This window comes from Brevibacillus sp. DP1.3A (genome assembly GCF_013284245.2).
In the GTDB taxonomy this organism is placed as follows: domain Bacteria; phylum Bacillota; class Bacilli; order Brevibacillales; family Brevibacillaceae; genus Brevibacillus.
On the sequence record NZ_CP085876.1, the window covers coordinates 581,380 to 598,629 of the forward strand.

The following is a 17,250-nucleotide window of genomic DNA, read 5'->3' on the forward strand; positions in this document are numbered from 1 at the left end:
GATGGGGTGAAATAAAAATGTTTACACGCTTATCTGCAGTCGAAGAGCGTTTTGAAGAAGTAACGAATCTCCTATGTGACCCCGACGTCATTAGTGATACAAAACGCTTGCGTGAACTGTCTAAGGAACAATCTTCGTTGGAAGAGACGGTAACGACATACCGTGAATATAAATCAGTGGTGAGTCAAATCGACGACGCGAAAGCGATGCTGGAAGAGAAACTGGATGACGAGATGCGTGAAATGGTCAAGCTCGAACTCAGTGAATTGTCAGCACGCAAGGAACAACTGGAAGATCGCTTGAAGATCCTCTTGCTTCCAAAAGACCCGAACGATGAGAAAAACGTGATTGTGGAAATCCGCGGTGCTGCGGGCGGCGATGAAGCTGCACTGTTTGCAGCGGTGCTTTTCCGGATGTACACACGTTTTGCGGAGCGCAACGCTTTTAAAATTGAAGTGCTGGAGGCAAGCCCAACCGATATCGGCGGATACAAGGAAATTGTCTTCTCGCTGTCTGGTCGCGGTGCTTATAGCAAAATGAAATTCGAAAGCGGCGCGCATCGTGTGCAACGAATCCCGGCTACTGAGTCCGGTGGACGCATCCATACTTCTACTGCGACTGTACTGGTTCTGCCAGAAGCAGAAGACGTGGAAGTGGAAGTACACGAAAAAGATATCCGCATCGATACGTTCTGCTCAAGTGGTGCGGGCGGTCAGAGCGTTAACACGACCAAGTCAGCGGTTCGCGTAACGCATATTCCTACAGGGATCATGGTTTCTTGTCAGGACGAGAAATCCCAGCATTCCAACAAAGACAAGGCGCTGCGTGTATTGCGCGCACGTCTGTATGATTTCTATATGCAACAACAAAATGCGGAAGCAGATGCTACGCGCAAAAGCTTGGTGGGTACTGGTGACCGAAGCGAGCGCATCCGCACGTACAACTATCCACAAAGCCGCGTGACCGACCACCGCATCGGTCTGACCTTGCACCGACTGGAATCGGTATTGGAAGGCGAATTGGATGAAGTGATCGACAACCTGATCATGCATGAACAAACGGAGCTTTTGAAAAGCCATGCACACTCAGCTTGATTGGTCTGATGTCACGACGATTCGAGAAGCCCTATTACGGGCTTCTTCCTTTTTGCGGGAAAAAGGGACAAAAGATCCTTTGTTCGAAGCGGAGCTCATGATTCGTCATTGTCTCGACTGGGATCGGACGCGCTTTTTAATGGCAATGCCGGATTCAATCGATCCAAAAACATTGGTGAAGCTGGACGGACTGTGCGTGCGCCGGGCGAATAACGAGCCATTGCAATACATGTTTGGCGAACAGGAGTTTTACGGGCGTCCTTTTACGGTGCGACCAGGTGTGTTGATCCCGAGACCGGAAACGGAAATACTGGTGGAGCGAGTGATGGCAGCTACTGCAAATCTCTGGCCTGAGCGGGAAGAACTAGCGGTGGTGGATATCGGAACAGGGAGCGGAGCCATCTGCATTACGCTCGCGTTAGAAAAACCGCAATGGCGCGTGACTACGGTGGACCTGTCTCCTGAGGCAACGGCAATCGCTAGGGAAAATGCAAGTCGTCTTGGTGCAGATGTCCGCTTTCTACAAGGGGATTTGGTGCAACCGCTTTTGGAAGCAGGCGAAAAGGTAGACATTCTCGTGTCCAATCCACCATATATCCCGAGTCGCGATGTCGAGGAGCTGGACGATGAAGTGCGCGTACATGAACCTCGCTTGGCTTTGGATGGCGGCGAAGATGGTCTGGATTGCTATCATCGACTGTGTGAGGCGCTGCCGAATCTATTGAAAGAAAGAGCGGTCGTAGCGTTTGAGGTAGGCATTTATCAGGCTGGAGATGTAGCAGAATTGATGAAAGCATCTGGTGTCATGGATGAGGTGGAGATTGTTCCAGATTTGGCGGGGATCGAGCGAGTTGTTATCGGAGTGAGACGATAGCGCTGACTCGTCTCGCCTTTTTTATATAGGGAATGAATGTTTGAAATCGTGTGAATCCGTCCATACTGATTGCTAAAGAGAGAAGATCAGTATAGAGGGAGACGGATAACGATGAAACGGATGTTGTTAATGGCATTTAGCCTGTTTATGCTTATGATGAGCTGGGAGGGGCAGCTTACTTCGGCCAATGTGTTGGATAATGGGCCGATCCCTCAAGAATCCGTTCGCTTGCGCATTATTGCGAACAGCGATTCTGTCCAAGATCAATGGTTAAAGCGCGAAGTCAGAGATGCGATTATCGCTCAAATGAATACGTGGGCGGACGATATCAAGACTTTGGAGGAAGCAGAGCAAGTCATTCAATCACAATTGCCCGTCCTTCAACAGGTCGTAGACAAGACGATCAAGGAACGCGGATTTTCGTACAAAGCTGTAGTGGATTTTGGCGAAGTCCCTTTTCCGACGAAGCTGTATGGCTCCTATGTGTATCCTGCGGGTAATTACCGAGCAGTCCGTGTACAAATTGGAGAGGCAAAAGGTCAAAACTGGTGGTGTGTCCTGTTCCCGCCGCTCTGCTTTATTGACATGTCCAATGGCGACGCTGTAAAAGCCGAGCCAACTCCAGAGCCTGAAGAATCTGAACAAACGACAGCAGCTGTATCCGAGGAAGAGGAAGACTTCGATCGATTTGAAAGAAAGCAAGTAGCGGTCGTACCCCTAGAAGAGAACGAAGTAGGGCTACATTCCGAATCAAATAAGGTGGACGCTGAGCAAACAGAAGTAGAGGTAGACGAGTCCGTAGAGGTAGAAAAAGTAGAAGAAGTAACTGCCTCTGCTCCTGAAGTAGAAGTGAGATTTTACTTATGGGAAAAAATCGAGAGCTGGCTCTCTTAAGCTGGACATAAAAAACGACACCCGCCATACGTGCAGGTGTCGTTTTGAATTGCTACGATTACTTTTTGAACAAAGCCTCACGAACCTCAGGCTTCAACAGACCTTGGTAACGATGAGCAGGGATCGAGAATTCTGGCATTCCTGCTGCATAAGCGGCAATTTCGTATTGACCAAAATGAATGACCAGGTTGCCGTCATTAAAGGAGAAGCCTTGATCCTCTCTGATGCCTTCGAATGCATCGTAAGGGTTAAAGCCATCCGCCTCGGTCTTTGCTTTGATTTGTTGCGAAATGATTTGATTGAGAATGGTACGGTAGTCATAGCCAGGCTGGAACAGGTCAGCCAGCTTCAGCTCTTTTGCCTTGGCCTGATTATCGATGGTGTAATACGTAACATCCGTCATGCCATGTGCTCCGCCCGTATAAATGTATGTTTGTACGGAGAAAGAAACGAGTTTCCCAGCATTGTGTACCTCATAGGAGATGTCGAGTGCGTGAGGGCGTGGCTCCCATCCGTGTTTTTTCGCTTCTGCCGCATCTTCTTTGCCGGCTTTTTGTCCTTCCGCCAAGCCTGTTTGCGCTTCTTTCAGCAGAGTAGCGTTTAGTTTTGCTTCAAAAGCTTTATCCTTCATCCCGCTAATCACTGGGATGGATACTTTACCTTGAAATTCTTTCGTATCGACCGTAATGGTTTTTGGTGTGAACACGACACTGTTAGCTTGTGGCTTTGGCGCTTGTACAGCAGGCTTTGTGGAGGCTGCAGGTGAAGCAGGTGAAGCAGGTGCTGCAAATACTGGAGCAGCGACGGCTGTTACCAATACAGCTGTGCCAAGCAGGCTGGAAGCTAAGGATTTAAAAGATGACATATCATTCACGGTCCTTTCGATAAAGGGAAAGTTATTGTTTTGTTTTCGTGTTCATTCTACTACAAGGCAAAGACGGATGAAGTTAAAAAAAGGTAACAATCTTCTCTTTTCCACGCTGTTCAGAAAAGTTATTCACAAGTTACCCACAGCCTGTTGAAAACTTTTTAGTGCACATCTATACTTAAGGCACTCCTTACAAAGAAACGAGCTAGAGAAAGGATTTTTTAACGATGGAAATGAATTTTGTGACAAAAGTCTGGTCTGTGGATAACGATGTGGAAAATCAGCATAGTTGTGCACAGATTGTGGATGCGGCCCGTTTTCTTCGAGAAGGGGAAGTTGTCGCGTTTCCCACAGAGACGGTTTACGGCTTGGGAGCGAATGCATTATCAGATGAAGCAGTGGAAAAAATATTTACAGCAAAAGGCAGACCCAGCGATAATCCGCTGATTGTACATATTGGAGCGTGGGACCAGTTGTCCACAGTAGCAAGTGAGGTTCCGGAGAAAGGGAAAAAGCTGATGGAGGCGTTTTGGCCTGGACCCTTGACGGTGATTTTGCCAAAAACGGATCAGGTAGCTTCGCTGGTAACGGCAGGATTGGATTCAGTCGGGGTTCGCATGCCTGATCATCCGATTGCCTTGGCTTTGATCAAGGAAGCGGGGGTACCGATTGCAGCTCCGAGCGCCAATCGTTCTGGACGTCCGAGTCCAACGACCGCGGCGCATGTATTGGCTGACTTGGATGGACGCGTAGCAGGAGTAGTCGATGGTGGGGCAACAGGTGTTGGGGTAGAGTCTACTGTTATTGATGTGACGCAGGACCCGCCCATGATTCTACGCCCAGGCGGCATCACACGGGAGCAAATGGAACCAGTGATTGGCTACGTGGAGCTCGATCCATCTTTTCAAGTGGGAGCAGCCGAGGCACCGCGCTCTCCAGGGATGAAATATACGCATTACGCTCCTGAAGGAGAAATGTGGTTAGTATCAGGAGAGAGTGAAAAAGTTCGGGCGAAAATGGAAGACATGCTGCAACAGGCGAAGCAGCACAGTCAAAAAACGGGTGTGCTGGCAACGGAAGAAACAGCTCCGTTTTGGCAAAGCCACGCGGCGGCAGATGTTGTTCTTGTAGTCGGATCACAAGCAGATCTGGAAGTGGTTGCCCAACAGCTTTATGCTGTGCTGCGAGAATTCGACGATCAAGCAGTACAGTATATTGTCGGTGAGACTTTCCCGCGAAACGGGTTGGGTATGGCCGTGATGAATCGCTTGGAAAAGGCTGCTGGAGGCCGAGTCTTGTCCGTGTAAACCTGTCCTAAACTCCCCCTTGTCCGCATAAGGTGAAGAGACGGGAGGGGAGCTGCTTGGACCAGGTGTTATTCCAATGGGGGCAATTTTTGACGTTGCTCATTATTGCTTTCGCCTTAAGTATGGATGCCTTTTCGTTGGGAATTGGCGTAGGAATGGTCGGGATTCGGTTACGAGAGATTATCAAAGTAAGTATCACCATCGGACTGTTTCATATTATGATGCCGATCATCGGGATTGTCGTTGGAGCGTACTTGTCCGATTTGGTTGGAGATATAGCCGTATTTATTGGCGGCGGTGTCCTGATGATCATCGGCTTGCATATGCTATGGAATGGCTTCGTTCAAGGGGATCAAAAAAGTGTATTGAAGACAAAAGGTTTCGGACTGATGCTCTTTGCTTTAAGTGTCAGCCTGGATGCTTTCACCGTCGGTTTCTCGTTCGGCTTGATCGAGGTCAATAGAATTTTGGCCATCTCCCTTTTTGGAATAATGGGTGCCACCATGTCCTACTTCGGTTTATTGTTAGGCAGGAGTGTGGGAGGGTGGCTTGGGGATTATAGCGAATTAGTAGGTGGACTTATTTTGTTTGGTTTTGGGTTAAAATTTATGATATAACCGACTAATTAATAGGAGAGGAGGAACGATACGTGAAACGGATACTTTTCGTCTGTACAGGAAATACGTGCCGAAGCCCAATGGCAGAAGCGATGTTCCGTTCGAAGACAGACGGGCAGGGACTTGAGATACGCTCAGCTGGCGTGGCGGCATTTGCCGGTCAGGATGCCTCCTTGCACGCCAAACAAGTATTAGAAGAACGAGGAATTGCCCACGACCATAAATCCAGCAAGGTAGACGAAGGGTTGATTGAATGGTCTGATGTCATTTTGACGATGACGCACGGTCACAAGCGCGCGATCTTGACGTATTTCCCCTCAGCGGCTGAAAAGGTGCATACCCTGCAGGAGTTCGTAGGGGTAGAAGGTTTTAGTGATATTGCTGATCCGTATGGGGGATCACTGATGGATTATCGCAGGTGTGCCGAAGAAATCGAAGAGTCACTGGAGAGGCTCTCCATGATGCTCAAGGACCCAGGTCTTCGTAAATCAGCGGATGAATAGGGTGCTGGTGTATAGCCAGGGCCTTGTTTTTTGTGAGAGTACGAACGATTTTTTAGTGATTTGATAAAAATGTTCACTTTTTACTTGTTGTTTTTTGATGTATACTAGACAAAGATTATGAGACAAGCGAGGGATGACAGATGAAAGTAGCACTTGCTGCTGATCACGGTGGATACAAGCTAAAAGAGGAGATCAAGACTCTGCTGGCCTCCATGAACATCCAGACGGAAGACTTCGGCTGCACCTGCGAGGAATCGGTTGATTATCCCGATTATGCTTTGCCAGTAGCGGAAAAGGTGGCAGCTGGGGAGTTTGATCGAGGCATTCTCGTTTGCGGAACAGGTATCGGTATGTCGATCGCAGCCAACAAGGTTCCAGGCATCCGTTGTGCACTTGTGCATGATACGTTTTCTGCACGCGCTACCCGTGAGCATAACAACACCAATGTGTTGGCGATGGGTGAGCGGGTCATTGGACCGGGTCTTGCGCTTGATATCGTGAAAATTTGGTTGGAAACAGAGTTTCAAGGTGGTCGTCACGAGCGCCGTGTGGAAAAGATTTCCCAAATTGAAGCGAAGCATGCGGGAGTGAAGTAAGTGGATTTATCCGCTATCGAAAAACAAATCAGTGACATTGTCGAAGAAGTAGCCGATATGGCAGAGCTGAAAGCTGGACAACTCATGGTGATTGGGTGTAGTACCAGCGAGGTGCTCGGGGAGCATATCGGTAAAGCTGGCAGCCAAGATGTAGCGAAAGCTCTGTATCGTGGGATTCAATCTGTTGTAGAGAAGCGCGGCCTTGCTGTTGCCTTTCAATGTTGTGAACATTTGAACAGGGCTCTGGTCGTCGAGCATGATGTTGCATTACGATACGGACTGGAAGAAGTCTCGGTTGTTCCCGTTCCGACTGCTGGTGGCTCTATGGCTGCGCATGCATTTACTCAGTTCACGGATGCAGTCGTTGTGGAGCATATTCGCGCGCAAGCAGGCATTGATATCGGCCATACGCTAATCGGCATGCATCTGAAGCATGTGGCAGTACCGGTGCGTCCGACACAGCGTCTCGTTGGACAAGCCCATGTTACGGCAGCGCGTACGCGCGCCAAGCTGATTGGCGGACCGCGTGCCGTGTATGAGAAGACACCACCGAATGAAAGCTGCACGTAAAAAGAATGTGGGACAAGCCCACTTTATGATCACGAACTTTTAAGGAGGAGAAACTATTATGCTAGATTTTTTGCGTAATCAAGACCCACAGGTGATGGAAGCCATTCAACTGGAGCTCGGAAGACAACGCGACAAGATTGAGCTGATTGCTTCTGAAAACTTCGTAAGCCGCGCAGTTATGGAAGCAATGGGAACCGTTTTGACGAACAAATACGCAGAAGGATATCCAGGCCGCCGCTATTACGGTGGTTGCGAGTATGTGGATATCGTGGAAAACATCGCGCGCGACCGCGTAAAAGAAATTTTTGGCGCAGAGCATGCAAACGTACAACCACACTCCGGTGCTCAGGCGAACATGGCTGTATACTTCACAATTCTTCAGCCAGGCGACACTGTACTGGGAATGAATCTGTCCCACGGTGGTCACTTGACGCATGGTAGTGCAGTAAACTTCTCCGGTACTCTGTACAATTTCGTTGATTATGGTGTAGACGAAGATACTCACCTGATTAACTATGAAGTTGTTCGTGCAAAAGCATTGGAGCACAAGCCAAAACTGATCGTTTGTGGTGCGAGTGCGTATCCGCGTACGATTGATTTTGCTAAGTTCCGTGAGATCGCGGATGAAGTGGGCGCGTACTTCATGGTGGACATGGCGCACATCGCTGGTCTGGTTGCGGCAGGTCTGCATCCAAACCCAGTACCACACGCGCATTTCGTTACTTCTACGACGCACAAGACTCTGCGTGGACCACGTGGTGGTTTGATTTTGTGCAAGGAAGAGTTCGCGAAAGGCATCGACAAATCCGTGTTCCCAGGCGTTCAAGGTGGTCCGTTGATGCACGTGATCGCAGCAAAAGCGGTTGCTTTCGGCGAAAACCTGCAACCAGAGTTCAAGGATTACGCAGCTCGCATCATCAAGAATGCGCGTGCATTTGCGGAAAGCTTGACTGCTGAAGGTCTGACGCTTGTTTCCGGCGGAACGGATAACCACCTCGTATTGATTGATGTGAGCAAAATCGGCCTGACAGGTAAAGTGGCTGAGCATCTGTTGGACGAAGTAAGCATTACCACGAACAAAAATACCATTCCTTACGATACACAAAGTCCGTTTGTTACAAGCGGTGTGCGCATGGGTACGCCAGCAGTAACAAGCCGCGGTTTTGATGAGGAAGCGATGAAGGAAGTAGCGGCGATTATCGCTCTGACATTGAAAAATCCAGAGGATGCTGCGAAGCACGAAGAAGCACGTCAACGTGTGGCAGCTTTGTGCCAACGTTTCCCTATGTACGAAGGCTTGAATATCTAATCAAGGCAACGAGAAGCAGACCCAGTGGAAATTTTCCTATACGGGTCTGCTTTTTTTCCACTTCCCGGCAGTTGATAGGGATCGAGGACGCGAAAAAGTACGAAGATTAGGCAAATTGACGGAGCCACTCTCACCAGCTATTATAGAAAGGATGTATTGATAGGGAAACGGAGGAAATGACATGAGCCGTGTATATGTGTTTGACCATCCGCTGATTCAGCATAAAGTTACGTATATTCGTGACAAGAATACAGGGACCAAGGAATTTCGCGAACTGGTAGATGAAGTGACTACTCTGATGGGCTATGAAATTACCCGTGATATGCCTTTGGAGCAGACCACCATCGAAACACCAGTGGCTACCTGTCAGTCGAATGTAATTGCTGGTAAAAAAGTAGGGTTGGTACCGATTCTGCGTGCTGGTCTTGGTATGGTTGATGGCCTGATGAGGCTGATTCCTGCTGCCAAAGTAGGACACGTAGGTCTTTACCGTGATCCGGAAACCCTGCAGCCTGTTGAGTATTATGTGAAGCTGCCATCCGATGTTGCTGAGCGTGAGTTGATCGTAACTGACCCAATGCTGGCGACTGGTGGTTCTGCTGTTGCCGCTCTTACTGCTTTGAAAAAACGTGGAGCAAAAAACTTGAAACTGATGTGCCTCATCGCTGCTCCAGAAGGTATTAAGCTGGTTCAGGACGAGCATCCTGATGTAGATATTTACGTAGCGGCTGTTGATGAATATTTAAACGACCATGGATACATCGTGCCAGGCTTGGGCGATGCGGGTGACCGCTTGTACGGCACGAAGTAGTCGGAGAGGGAAAAACGGATGAAAACTGTAAAAGTAATGACGGTATTCGGCACTCGTCCAGAAGCGATCAAAATGGCGCCACTTGTCCATGAATTGAACAAGTACAGCGGGCAGATCGAATCGGTCGTTTGCGTGACGGCCCAGCATCGTCAAATGCTCGATCAGGTTTTGGACATTTTTGATATTCAACCAGACATTGATTTGAACATCATGAAGGATCGCCAAACGCTGGTGGGTGTGACCACTCGCGCATTGGAGAGTCTGGATGAAACGATGAAGGAAGTAAAACCGGACATTGTCCTCGTACACGGGGATACGACAACCACTTTTGTTGCGAGTCTGGCTGCTTTTTACAATCAGGTAGCGATCGGACATGTGGAAGCGGGCTTGCGCACATGGGACAAGTACTCGCCGTTCCCGGAAGAGATGAACCGTCAGTTGACAGGTGTAATGGCTGACCTTCACTTCTCTCCGACCAATGGATCGGCTGACAATCTTCGTCGCGAAGCAAAGCCGGAAAAGGACATCTACGTGACAGGAAACACAGCGATTGACGCGCTGAAAACAACGGTTCGCGAGGATTACACGCATCCGGTGCTTGATCGCGTAGCTGGTCAGAAGCTGGTGCTGATGACGGCACACCGCCGCGAAAATTTGGGCGAGCCGATGCGCCGTATTTTCCGTGCAGTTCGAAGACTGGTGGACGAGCATCCGGAGATTGCTGTTGTGTATCCGGTTCACTTGAATCCTGCTGTACAAGAAGTAGCGCAGGAGATTCTCGGAAACCACGATCGCATTTCGTTGATCGAACCATTGGATGCCCTTGATTTCCACAACTTCGCTCGTCGTGCCCATCTCATCCTGACCGATTCTGGCGGGGTGCAGGAGGAAGCGCCGTCTCTTGGCGTACCAGTCCTGGTTCTGCGCGATACGACAGAACGTCCTGAGGGGATTGAAGCAGGCACGTTGAAGCTCGTGGGAACTGACGAAGAGCAAGTTTATGCAATGGCAAAAGAATTGCTGACCAACCAAGCGGCTTACGATGCAATGGCGCACGCTGTCAACCCGTACGGGGATGGCGAGGCTTCCCGACGTATCGTAGAAGCAATCCTCTATCATTTTGGTTTGCGAGCTGAACAACCAGAGCCTTTCCAACCAGGTCAGTAACATACAGCTAGGAAAACCCGCCAGGTACCGTTCGTCAAAACTGGGCGGGTTTCTTGTTGTAGAGGGATATTTTGGTTTTCGATGACTGACGATTTGGTATGTTTTTCTAATAGAGAATCGAGAGAATTGGCGAAACTATCCATGACCTTTTGCGTCTAATATTTAGTTGCTTGGCTTAGAGGGTAGAAAGACAGAGTTTGGAATACGGAGAGGAGTTACCAACATGAGAGCGCAAAGGATAGTGACGCTGCTCACGGCCACGACTATGGCCTGGGGAGCTTTTGTTCCGTTTGTGCCGTTTGCGACCAATGTCGCACACGCCAGAGCGGAGACCAGTGCATTGAATATGATGTGGCAAACCCCAATTGGTGAGGGGACCACTTTGCAGAAATATACGAAATCATTTGCCAATCAAGTAGTCACGATCATGGTGACCAAGGTTGATCTGAACAATCCTTACGTTGAGGTAAAACCAGTATACGGAACGAAAGGCAAGCTGACAGACAGGCAGACGGTTACACAAATGGCGCGTGAAACAGGAGCTGTATCAGCAATCAATGCCGACTTTTTTAACATGTCGAAGCGAGGAGCGCCGTTTGGCATTGTCATGAAAGACGATGAACTCATTTCTTCCATGGGCTTGGTCTCCTACTGGTACGCCCTAGGCTTGACGGGAGACAAGATGGCCATCGTCGATAAGTTTGGTTTTGGCGGCAAGGTTACTGCTCCTAATGGTGCTACCTATTCGATTCAGGGAGTTAACAAGGAAGAGTACAACCCAAGTGAAGGACGAAAGAGTCACCAGAACCAACTGAACGTCTATACCCCTTCCTTTGGCAAAAACAGCTTGGGGACGATATCGGGCTATAAAGATGTCGTCGAGATTCTGTTTGTTGACAACGTAGCCAAAGAAGTTCGTGTGAATCAACCTGGCGTATACATACCTTACAACGGCTATGTCCTTTGGGGACATGGAGCAGCAGGAGCATTTCTCAAACAAAACTTCCCAGTAGGCGCTACTGCGACAGTTGAGTATCAAACGACACCGCAAACCCTCGACTTGAAACATGCGGTGGGTGGCAATGTCATTTTGGTCGATCAAGGGAAAGCACTGTCATCCTTTCAAGCGGACAAGTCCATCACGAACAAAACGGCACGCACAGCGGTCGGTGTTTCTCAGGACGGAAAGACTTTGTACATGGTCACGATCGATGCGAGCCAAGGCGTTTATTTGGACGAGCTGGCAAAGATCATGGCGGAGCTCGGCTCTTATCGAGCTGTAAACTTTGACGGTGGTGGCTCTACGACCATGGCAGCTCGCATGCTGGGTGAGACACACGCGAATCTGGCGAATAAGCCGAGCGGCGGTGCTGAGCGTCGTGTGCCTACTGGACTGGCTGTATACAACACGGCACCTGCTGGAGAATTGAGAGGCTTCCAAATCGATGTACCGTCAGATGTGCTTATCGGACAAACCATCACGCTCAGCGCATCCAAAGGATATGACGTTCATTACCAGCCGTATGCGATCAATGCAGGCGATGTGAGTTGGGATGGTAGTCAGTCCGAAGCGGGAACCGTAAATGGCAAGCAATTCACACCAGCTCGATCCGGCAAGATCACATTGACTGCGCGATTGGGCAATGTGACGCAAAATAAAGATATTCAAGTGATTTCCGGCAACGATGTGCAGCAAATCATCGTTTCGCCGAATCCGATCACGATTGCACCGGGACAATCCCTTAATCTCGATGTCAAAATCAAAACGAAAAAGGGCTCTACCGTACAAGCGACTCCACTTAGCGTAAAAGCGAGTGTCGATTCTTCTGTAGCGACGATTAACGACAATCTGCAACTGGTAGCAGGCAATGAGCCGGGCAACGGAAACCTGACCATTACATATGATGGCGTGTCGACAACCGTACCATTTGCTGTCGGACAATTTGAGCAGCCATGGCTCACCTTCGATAATCAGGTTGGCATGTACCATGCGGCAAATCCATCCAGCATCAGTTCCGCTGGTTCGTTCGCGCTCGTTTCCGATCAGACATTCCGCACGAAGAAGGCAGCGAAGCTGGTGTACAACTTCTCTGGAGCGCCAGCGAACAACATGCGGATTTCGTACGGCGTTCTGGGGGCAAAACCTGTGACCATCCCTGGCAAACCGCTCGGATTGGGCTTGTGGGTCAATGGTGACAACAGCGGACATTGGCTCCGTGCAGAAGTAGTCGATGCAAACGGCAAGCCGGTCTACGTCGATCTGGCAAAAGAGATCAATTGGACAGGCTGGAAACAGGTTAAAGGATACTTCCCGAGCAATGTTGCGTATCCGTTGCAGCTGAAGAGTGTGTATGTCGTTGACCAAGCCAATGATGGCATTACACACGATAAAGGAACACTGTACATCGACGAATTCTCGCTCCTCTTGGGCAACCAAACAGGTCAACCGAGCGATGTAGCCGTTGTCCCTGAACTGCCAGGCAGCATGTCCCTCGGGGCGGAGCTCGATCTCCATTATTCCCTTGCAAATACTGCACCTTACCTGGATAGTGCGCTGATTGATGTGGAGTCGATCGTGACCCAGCCGATGCCAGGATATGTGCCTGCTGATTATTCGTTTACGATTAAGCCGGGCGAACTAAAAGCAGGACAAGAGGACGCGATTTCTACTTCGTCGATTCAGTTGACCTTGGCACCGAAGCAATGGCTCGCTGGAAAAGGCGTTGGACTCCTGTACGTAAACGAAGTGAACAATACTTTGGATCCGCTGCTGGGAACGATGAATGCTCAAGGTCAATGGGTATATGAAGTCAATAGCTACGGCAAGTACATTCCGTACTACCTGGACAATGCAGGCACGAGCAACGCTGGATTTACAGATATCACAAAGCATCCGGCCAAGGCAGAAATCACCTATATGGCGGAAAAGGGTTACGTGAAGGGGTTAACGGAGACGACGTTCGGCCCAGAGGTTTCCTTAACCAGAGCACAGTTCGTCACCTTGCTCGCGCGCACTTTTGAATGGGAGCTTCCATCCTCACCAAAGCTGAAATTCAAGGATAAGGTGCCTTCCTATGCGCAAGGTGCCGTACAGGTTGCCGTTTCCAAAGGCCTGGTGAAGGGGTATAACGATAATACTTTCCGTCCGGATCAGCCGGTGACTCGCGCAGAGGCCGCAGTCATTCTCGATCGTCTCGTGAATAAAAAGGGAGCGACGAAAAAGGTCTCCGATAAAGGAACCTGGCCATCCTGGGCATCTACATCCATCAACAACATGGTCGGACTCGGTCTGATTGATCCAGTCGGAGGAAATTATCAGCCGAATAAACCGACGACGAGAGCAGTGTGTGTCGTTGCACTGTATCGCATCTTGCATCAAGACCAATAAGCAGCATGAGGAAAGGTCAAGCTTCTCTGGCAAAGAGGAGCTTGGCCTTTTTCTTTTCCCAAGGCGAAGAAAAAAGCTTTGCCAAAATAGGTTAACCAATTTAAAATAACGGTTAACAAATATATGTTAACCAAGGTTGTGATTTGGTTGTTAAATAGTTATACAGAGCTCTCTGCCAAAAACAAGCAATACGTTTGGCATCCCTTCACCCAAATGAAAGACTACGTCGCACAGGATCCATTGATTATTGCAAGAGGAGAAGGGATCAAGCTGTTCGATGTGAACGGCAAGGCTTACTACGATGGTTTCTCTTCTGTGTGGTTGAATGTCCATGGCCACAACGTTCCCGAGCTGAATCAGGCGATCACGGAGCAGCTCGATCAGATTGCCCACTCTACCTTGCTTGGCATGGCAAACGTCCCATCTATTCTATTAGCGGAAAAGCTGATCCAACTCGCTCCAAAAGGACTGAGCAAAGTCTTTTACTCTGACAACGGGGCAACGGCGGTCGAAATCTCACTGAAAATGGCGTTCCAATACTGGCAAAATCGCGGGCAGACCGGCAAGCATTCGTTTATCACGATGAACAATGCCTATCACGGGGATACGATTGGAGCCACCAGTGTGGGAGCCATTCCTCTCTACCATCAGGTCTACAAACCGCTGCTCTTTTCTCCACATGTCATTCCATACCCTTACCCATACCGACAAGGCGGCGAAGATGCAGCCGTTCAGGCCACATTGGGCAGTCTGGAGAGTTTGCTTAAGGAAAGAGCTCATGAGATTGCGGCGATGATCGTGGAGCCTGTCGTGCAGGGAGCAAGCGGCATGATTATCATGCCGGACGGTTGTTTGAAAAAAATCGCGGAGCTGTTGCGCGCCTATGATGTATTGCTGATCGCAGACGAAGTAGCGACAGGATTTGGACGCACGGGCAAAATGTTTGCTTGTGAGCATGATGGGGTCGTACCAGACATCATGGCGGTTGCAAAAGGGCTCACGGGAGGGTATTTGCCAGTAGCGGCTACCTTAGTAACCGAGCAGATTTATAATGCTTTTTTCGCCGACTATGAGGAACAGAAAACCTTTTTCCACGGACATTCGTTCACGGGAAATCCACTTGGCTGTGCAGTTGCTCTTGCCAATCTGCGGCTGATGGAGGAGCGCGGAGTCGTTCAACAAGTAGCAAAAAAAGCAATTGACTTGGAACAATTGTTAAAGCCACTTCGCGACCTGCCTCATGTAGGGGAAATCCGGCAAAAAGGCTTGATGGCGGGAATTGAGCTGGTTCGGGATAAAGAGACCAAGGAGCCTTATCACTGGAATGAACGGATCGGTGTGCGTGTCTGTCAGATAGCGAGAGAAAAAGGGCTTCTGACACGACCGTTGGGCAACGTCATCGTTTTTATTCCACCGCTTGTATCTACAACCGAAGAATTAGCTGACATGGTTCGGATTTTGACGGAATCGATTCAGGACGTAACGACAGGTGATACGGAGGAGTGATAGATATGGCTGATCGCCCCTATACCGGATTGTTCATCACAGGAACAGATACAGGGGTAGGCAAAACAGTTGTGACTGCCGGAATCGCATCCGTGTTGCGTGAGACAGGAGTGGACATAGGGGTTTGGAAGCCAGTCCAGTCAGGAGCACGAGCACATGATGAGGGCAGTGACGCATGGCAATTGAGGTCGTGGAGCGGAGTTCCTGATGCGTGTGAGGAGATAGCCCCGCTCTGTTTTGAGGCACCGCTTACCCCTTTTCTGGCTGCGGAAGCAGAGGGGAAAAGCTTGACTATGGAGGACGTAATCGCTTGCGGGCGACCCCTGATGGAACGTTATCCGGCACTCCTTGTAGAAGGAGCAGGTGGTCTGATTGTTCCATTGACACCAACCGAAACGATGGCGGATCTTGCTGCTCGACTGAACCTGCCAATGCTCATTGTGGCGCGGGCTGGGCTCGGCACGATTAACCATACGCTCTTGTCCGTTTGGTATGCACGGGAACTCGGGATTGAGGTTGTAGGTGTCATCCTGAATCAAAACAACTCAGCTGGCGTCACCGATGAGAGTGTCAAAACAAACGCAAGCATGATTGAGAGTTATGGGGGAGTTCCCGTATGGGGCGTGCTTCCATGGATAGACCAACCGCTAGAGCGTAAGCAGTTGACACAGTTGATCCAAGAGTGTGTAGACATCGGGCAGTTGTGTCAGTGGAGCCATAAATAATAAGAAGGGGAGACGAGAAAATGAAGCAAAGCACTTGTCTGGATTGGAAGGGATACTCTCAAAAAGCGATGAACAAAGAAGGGTTTTCACAGGAAGAGGCAATGAAGGTACTGCAAGCGCCAGATGATGAGCTGCTGCTGGTCATGAACGAAGCTTTTCGCGTCAGAAAGCACTTTTTCGGAAAAAAAGTCAAACTGAACATGATCATTAACGCCAAGAGCGGCCTTTGCCCCGAGGACTGCGGTTACTGCTCGCAGTCGATTGTTTCGAACGCTCCCGTATCCAAGTATACGATGCTGGACAAGGAGACATTGCTCGCAGGTGCGCAAGAAGCCATGAATCGAAAAGCAGGTACATACTGTATTGTCGCCTCAGGTCGTGGTCCCACGGAAAAAGAGCTGGGCCAGGTCATCGAGGCAGTCAAAGAAATCCGCGAGACGATGCCGCTGAAAATTTGCGCGTGCTTAGGGATATTAAGCGACGAACAAGCAACGCGCCTAAAAGATTCAGGTGTTCACCGCTACAACCATAATCTCAACACGAGTCGCAATCATTACGAAGCGATTACTACGACACATACGTACGATCAACGTGTACAGACAGTCGATACCGCGAAAAGAGCAGGGATGTCGCCATGTGCAGGCGTGATCATCGGCATGGGGGAGAGCGATGAGGAGATCGTTGAAATGGCATTTGCCCTGCGCAATCTCGACGCAGATTCCATCCCGATCAATTTTTTAAATGCGATTCCCGGAACCCCGTTGGAGGATAAAGGACGCACTCCGGCAATGAAGGCTCTTCGTGTTCTCGCCTTGTTCCGATTTATTTGCCCAGATAAAGAAATTCGCGTTGCGGGTGGTCGCGAAGTGAATTTGCGCACCTTGCAGCCGCTTTCCTTGTATGCAGCCAACTCGTTGTTTGTTGGCGACTATTTGACGACGCCCGGGCAAGAAATCACGACAGATCACCAGATGATTGAAGACCTCGGGTTTGAAATCGAGCTGTGTGCGCTGTAGGACAG

At 49.5% G+C, this 17,250-nt stretch carries 16 protein-coding genes; 15 read left to right on the plus strand and 1 reads right to left on the minus strand.

Going from position 1 to position 17,250, the window contains the following annotated elements:
• Positions 1 to 17: 17 nt before the first annotated feature.
• The 3 genes from prfA (at position 18) to spoIIR (ending at position 2,862) form a co-directional block, all read left to right on the plus strand.
• Entirely contained in the window at positions 18 to 1,094 is a 1,077-nt protein-coding gene (gene prfA, locus HP399_RS02990) for a peptide chain release factor 1 (RefSeq protein WP_173619723.1), read from the plus strand.
• On the plus strand, positions 1,078 to 1,968 hold the full coding sequence (prmC, locus tag HP399_RS02995) for a peptide chain release factor N(5)-glutamine methyltransferase (RefSeq protein WP_173619722.1): 891 nt from the start codon (positions 1,078 to 1,080) through the stop codon (positions 1,966 to 1,968). The genes prfA and prmC overlap by 17 nt, the downstream gene beginning before the upstream one ends.
• A 111-nt stretch (positions 1,969 to 2,079) precedes the next feature.
• Positions 2,080 to 2,862 (plus strand): stage II sporulation protein R, encoded by a 783-nt coding sequence (gene spoIIR, locus HP399_RS03000; RefSeq protein ID WP_173619721.1) that lies wholly within the window; start codon positions 2,080 to 2,082, stop codon positions 2,860 to 2,862.
• A gap of 58 nt (positions 2,863 to 2,920) precedes the next feature.
• On the opposite strand, the gene HP399_RS03005 is transcribed toward spoIIR, so the two are convergent.
• Positions 2,921 to 3,727 (minus strand): DUF3298 and DUF4163 domain-containing protein, encoded by an 807-nt coding sequence (locus HP399_RS03005; protein ID WP_173619720.1) that lies wholly within the window; start codon positions 3,725 to 3,727, stop codon positions 2,921 to 2,923.
• Positions 3,728 to 3,957: 230 nt separating this feature from the next.
• On the opposite strand from HP399_RS03005, the gene HP399_RS03010 reads away from it, so the two are divergent.
• From HP399_RS03010 to bioB, 12 genes are all read left to right on the plus strand, one after another.
• Entirely contained in the window at positions 3,958 to 5,037 is a 1,080-nt protein-coding gene (locus HP399_RS03010) for an L-threonylcarbamoyladenylate synthase (protein ID WP_173619719.1), read from the plus strand.
• Positions 5,038 to 5,093: 56 nt separating this feature from the next.
• On the plus strand, positions 5,094 to 5,654 hold the full coding sequence (locus HP399_RS03015; protein ID WP_017252372.1) for a manganese efflux pump MntP: 561 nt from the start codon (positions 5,094 to 5,096) through the stop codon (positions 5,652 to 5,654).
• A gap of 32 nt (positions 5,655 to 5,686) precedes the next feature.
• On the plus strand, positions 5,687 to 6,157 hold the full coding sequence (locus tag HP399_RS03020; RefSeq protein ID WP_173619718.1) for a low molecular weight protein arginine phosphatase: 471 nt from the start codon (positions 5,687 to 5,689) through the stop codon (positions 6,155 to 6,157).
• Between the two features lie 140 nt (positions 6,158 to 6,297).
• The gene (gene rpiB / locus HP399_RS03025) at positions 6,298 to 6,753 is read left to right on the plus strand and encodes a ribose 5-phosphate isomerase B (protein ID WP_007725502.1); all 456 of its coding nucleotides are present in this window, start codon (positions 6,298 to 6,300) and stop codon (positions 6,751 to 6,753) included.
• Positions 6,754 to 7,323: a TIGR01440 family protein gene (locus HP399_RS03030; protein ID WP_173619717.1), complete on the plus strand. Its 570-nt coding sequence runs from the start codon at positions 6,754 to 6,756 to the stop codon at positions 7,321 to 7,323.
• 58 nt (positions 7,324 to 7,381) lie between these two features.
• Positions 7,382 to 8,632 carry a serine hydroxymethyltransferase gene (gene glyA, locus HP399_RS03035; RefSeq protein ID WP_173619716.1) on the plus strand — a complete coding sequence of 417 codons (1,251 nt, stop codon included), beginning with the start codon at positions 7,382 to 7,384 and terminating at the stop codon, positions 8,630 to 8,632.
• A 181-nt stretch (positions 8,633 to 8,813) separates the two neighbouring features.
• Positions 8,814 to 9,443: a uracil phosphoribosyltransferase gene (gene upp, locus HP399_RS03040; RefSeq protein WP_007725492.1), complete on the plus strand. Its 630-nt coding sequence runs from the start codon at positions 8,814 to 8,816 to the stop codon at positions 9,441 to 9,443.
• A gap of 18 nt (positions 9,444 to 9,461) precedes the next feature.
• A complete protein-coding gene (wecB, locus tag HP399_RS03045) occupies positions 9,462 to 10,610 on the plus strand; it encodes a non-hydrolyzing UDP-N-acetylglucosamine 2-epimerase (protein ID WP_173619715.1) in 1,149 nt (382 codons plus the stop codon).
• A 223-nt stretch (positions 10,611 to 10,833) separates the two neighbouring features.
• Complete coding sequence (locus HP399_RS03050; protein ID WP_173619714.1) at positions 10,834 to 13,998, plus strand: phosphodiester glycosidase family protein; 3,165 nt, start codon at positions 10,834 to 10,836, stop codon at positions 13,996 to 13,998.
• Positions 13,999 to 14,121: 123 nt separating this feature from the next.
• Positions 14,122 to 15,504 carry an adenosylmethionine--8-amino-7-oxononanoate transaminase gene (gene bioA / locus HP399_RS03055; RefSeq protein WP_173619713.1) on the plus strand — a complete coding sequence of 461 codons (1,383 nt, stop codon included), beginning with the start codon at positions 14,122 to 14,124 and terminating at the stop codon, positions 15,502 to 15,504.
• A gap of 5 nt (positions 15,505 to 15,509) precedes the next feature.
• The gene (bioD, locus tag HP399_RS03060; protein ID WP_173619712.1) at positions 15,510 to 16,229 is read left to right on the plus strand and encodes a dethiobiotin synthase; all 720 of its coding nucleotides are present in this window, start codon (positions 15,510 to 15,512) and stop codon (positions 16,227 to 16,229) included.
• A 20-nt stretch (positions 16,230 to 16,249) separates the two neighbouring features.
• Positions 16,250 to 17,245, plus strand: coding sequence for a biotin synthase BioB (bioB, locus tag HP399_RS03065; protein WP_173619711.1), 996 nt, complete (start codon positions 16,250 to 16,252; stop codon positions 17,243 to 17,245).
• Positions 17,246 to 17,250: the final 5 nt, after the last annotated feature.

Excerpts from the sequence above, each read along its gene's own strand:
- prfA (WP_173619723.1), top strand. The coding sequence starts at position 18 with ATGTTTACACGCTTATCTGCAGTCGAAGAGCGTTTTGAAGAAGTAACG.
- prmC (WP_173619722.1), top strand. The coding sequence starts at position 1,078 with ATGCACACTCAGCTTGATTGGTCTGATGTCACGACGATTCGAGAAGCC.
- spoIIR (WP_173619721.1), top strand. The coding sequence starts at position 2,080 with ATGAAACGGATGTTGTTAATGGCATTTAGCCTGTTTATGCTTATGATG.
- HP399_RS03005 (WP_173619720.1), bottom strand. The coding sequence starts at position 3,727 with ATGTCATCTTTTAAATCCTTAGCTTCCAGCCTGCTTGGCACAGCTGTA.
- HP399_RS03010 (WP_173619719.1), top strand. The coding sequence starts at position 3,958 with ATGGAAATGAATTTTGTGACAAAAGTCTGGTCTGTGGATAACGATGTG.
- rpiB (WP_007725502.1), top strand. The coding sequence starts at position 6,298 with ATGAAAGTAGCACTTGCTGCTGATCACGGTGGATACAAGCTAAAAGAG.
- glyA (WP_173619716.1), top strand. The coding sequence starts at position 7,382 with ATGCTAGATTTTTTGCGTAATCAAGACCCACAGGTGATGGAAGCCATT.
- upp (WP_007725492.1), top strand. The coding sequence starts at position 8,814 with ATGAGCCGTGTATATGTGTTTGACCATCCGCTGATTCAGCATAAAGTT.
- wecB (WP_173619715.1), top strand. The coding sequence starts at position 9,462 with ATGAAAACTGTAAAAGTAATGACGGTATTCGGCACTCGTCCAGAAGCG.
- HP399_RS03050 (WP_173619714.1), top strand. The coding sequence starts at position 10,834 with ATGAGAGCGCAAAGGATAGTGACGCTGCTCACGGCCACGACTATGGCC.
- bioA (WP_173619713.1), top strand. The coding sequence starts at position 14,122 with ATGTTAACCAAGGTTGTGATTTGGTTGTTAAATAGTTATACAGAGCTC.
- bioD (WP_173619712.1), top strand. The coding sequence starts at position 15,510 with ATGGCTGATCGCCCCTATACCGGATTGTTCATCACAGGAACAGATACA.
- bioB (WP_173619711.1), top strand. The coding sequence starts at position 16,250 with ATGAAGCAAAGCACTTGTCTGGATTGGAAGGGATACTCTCAAAAAGCG.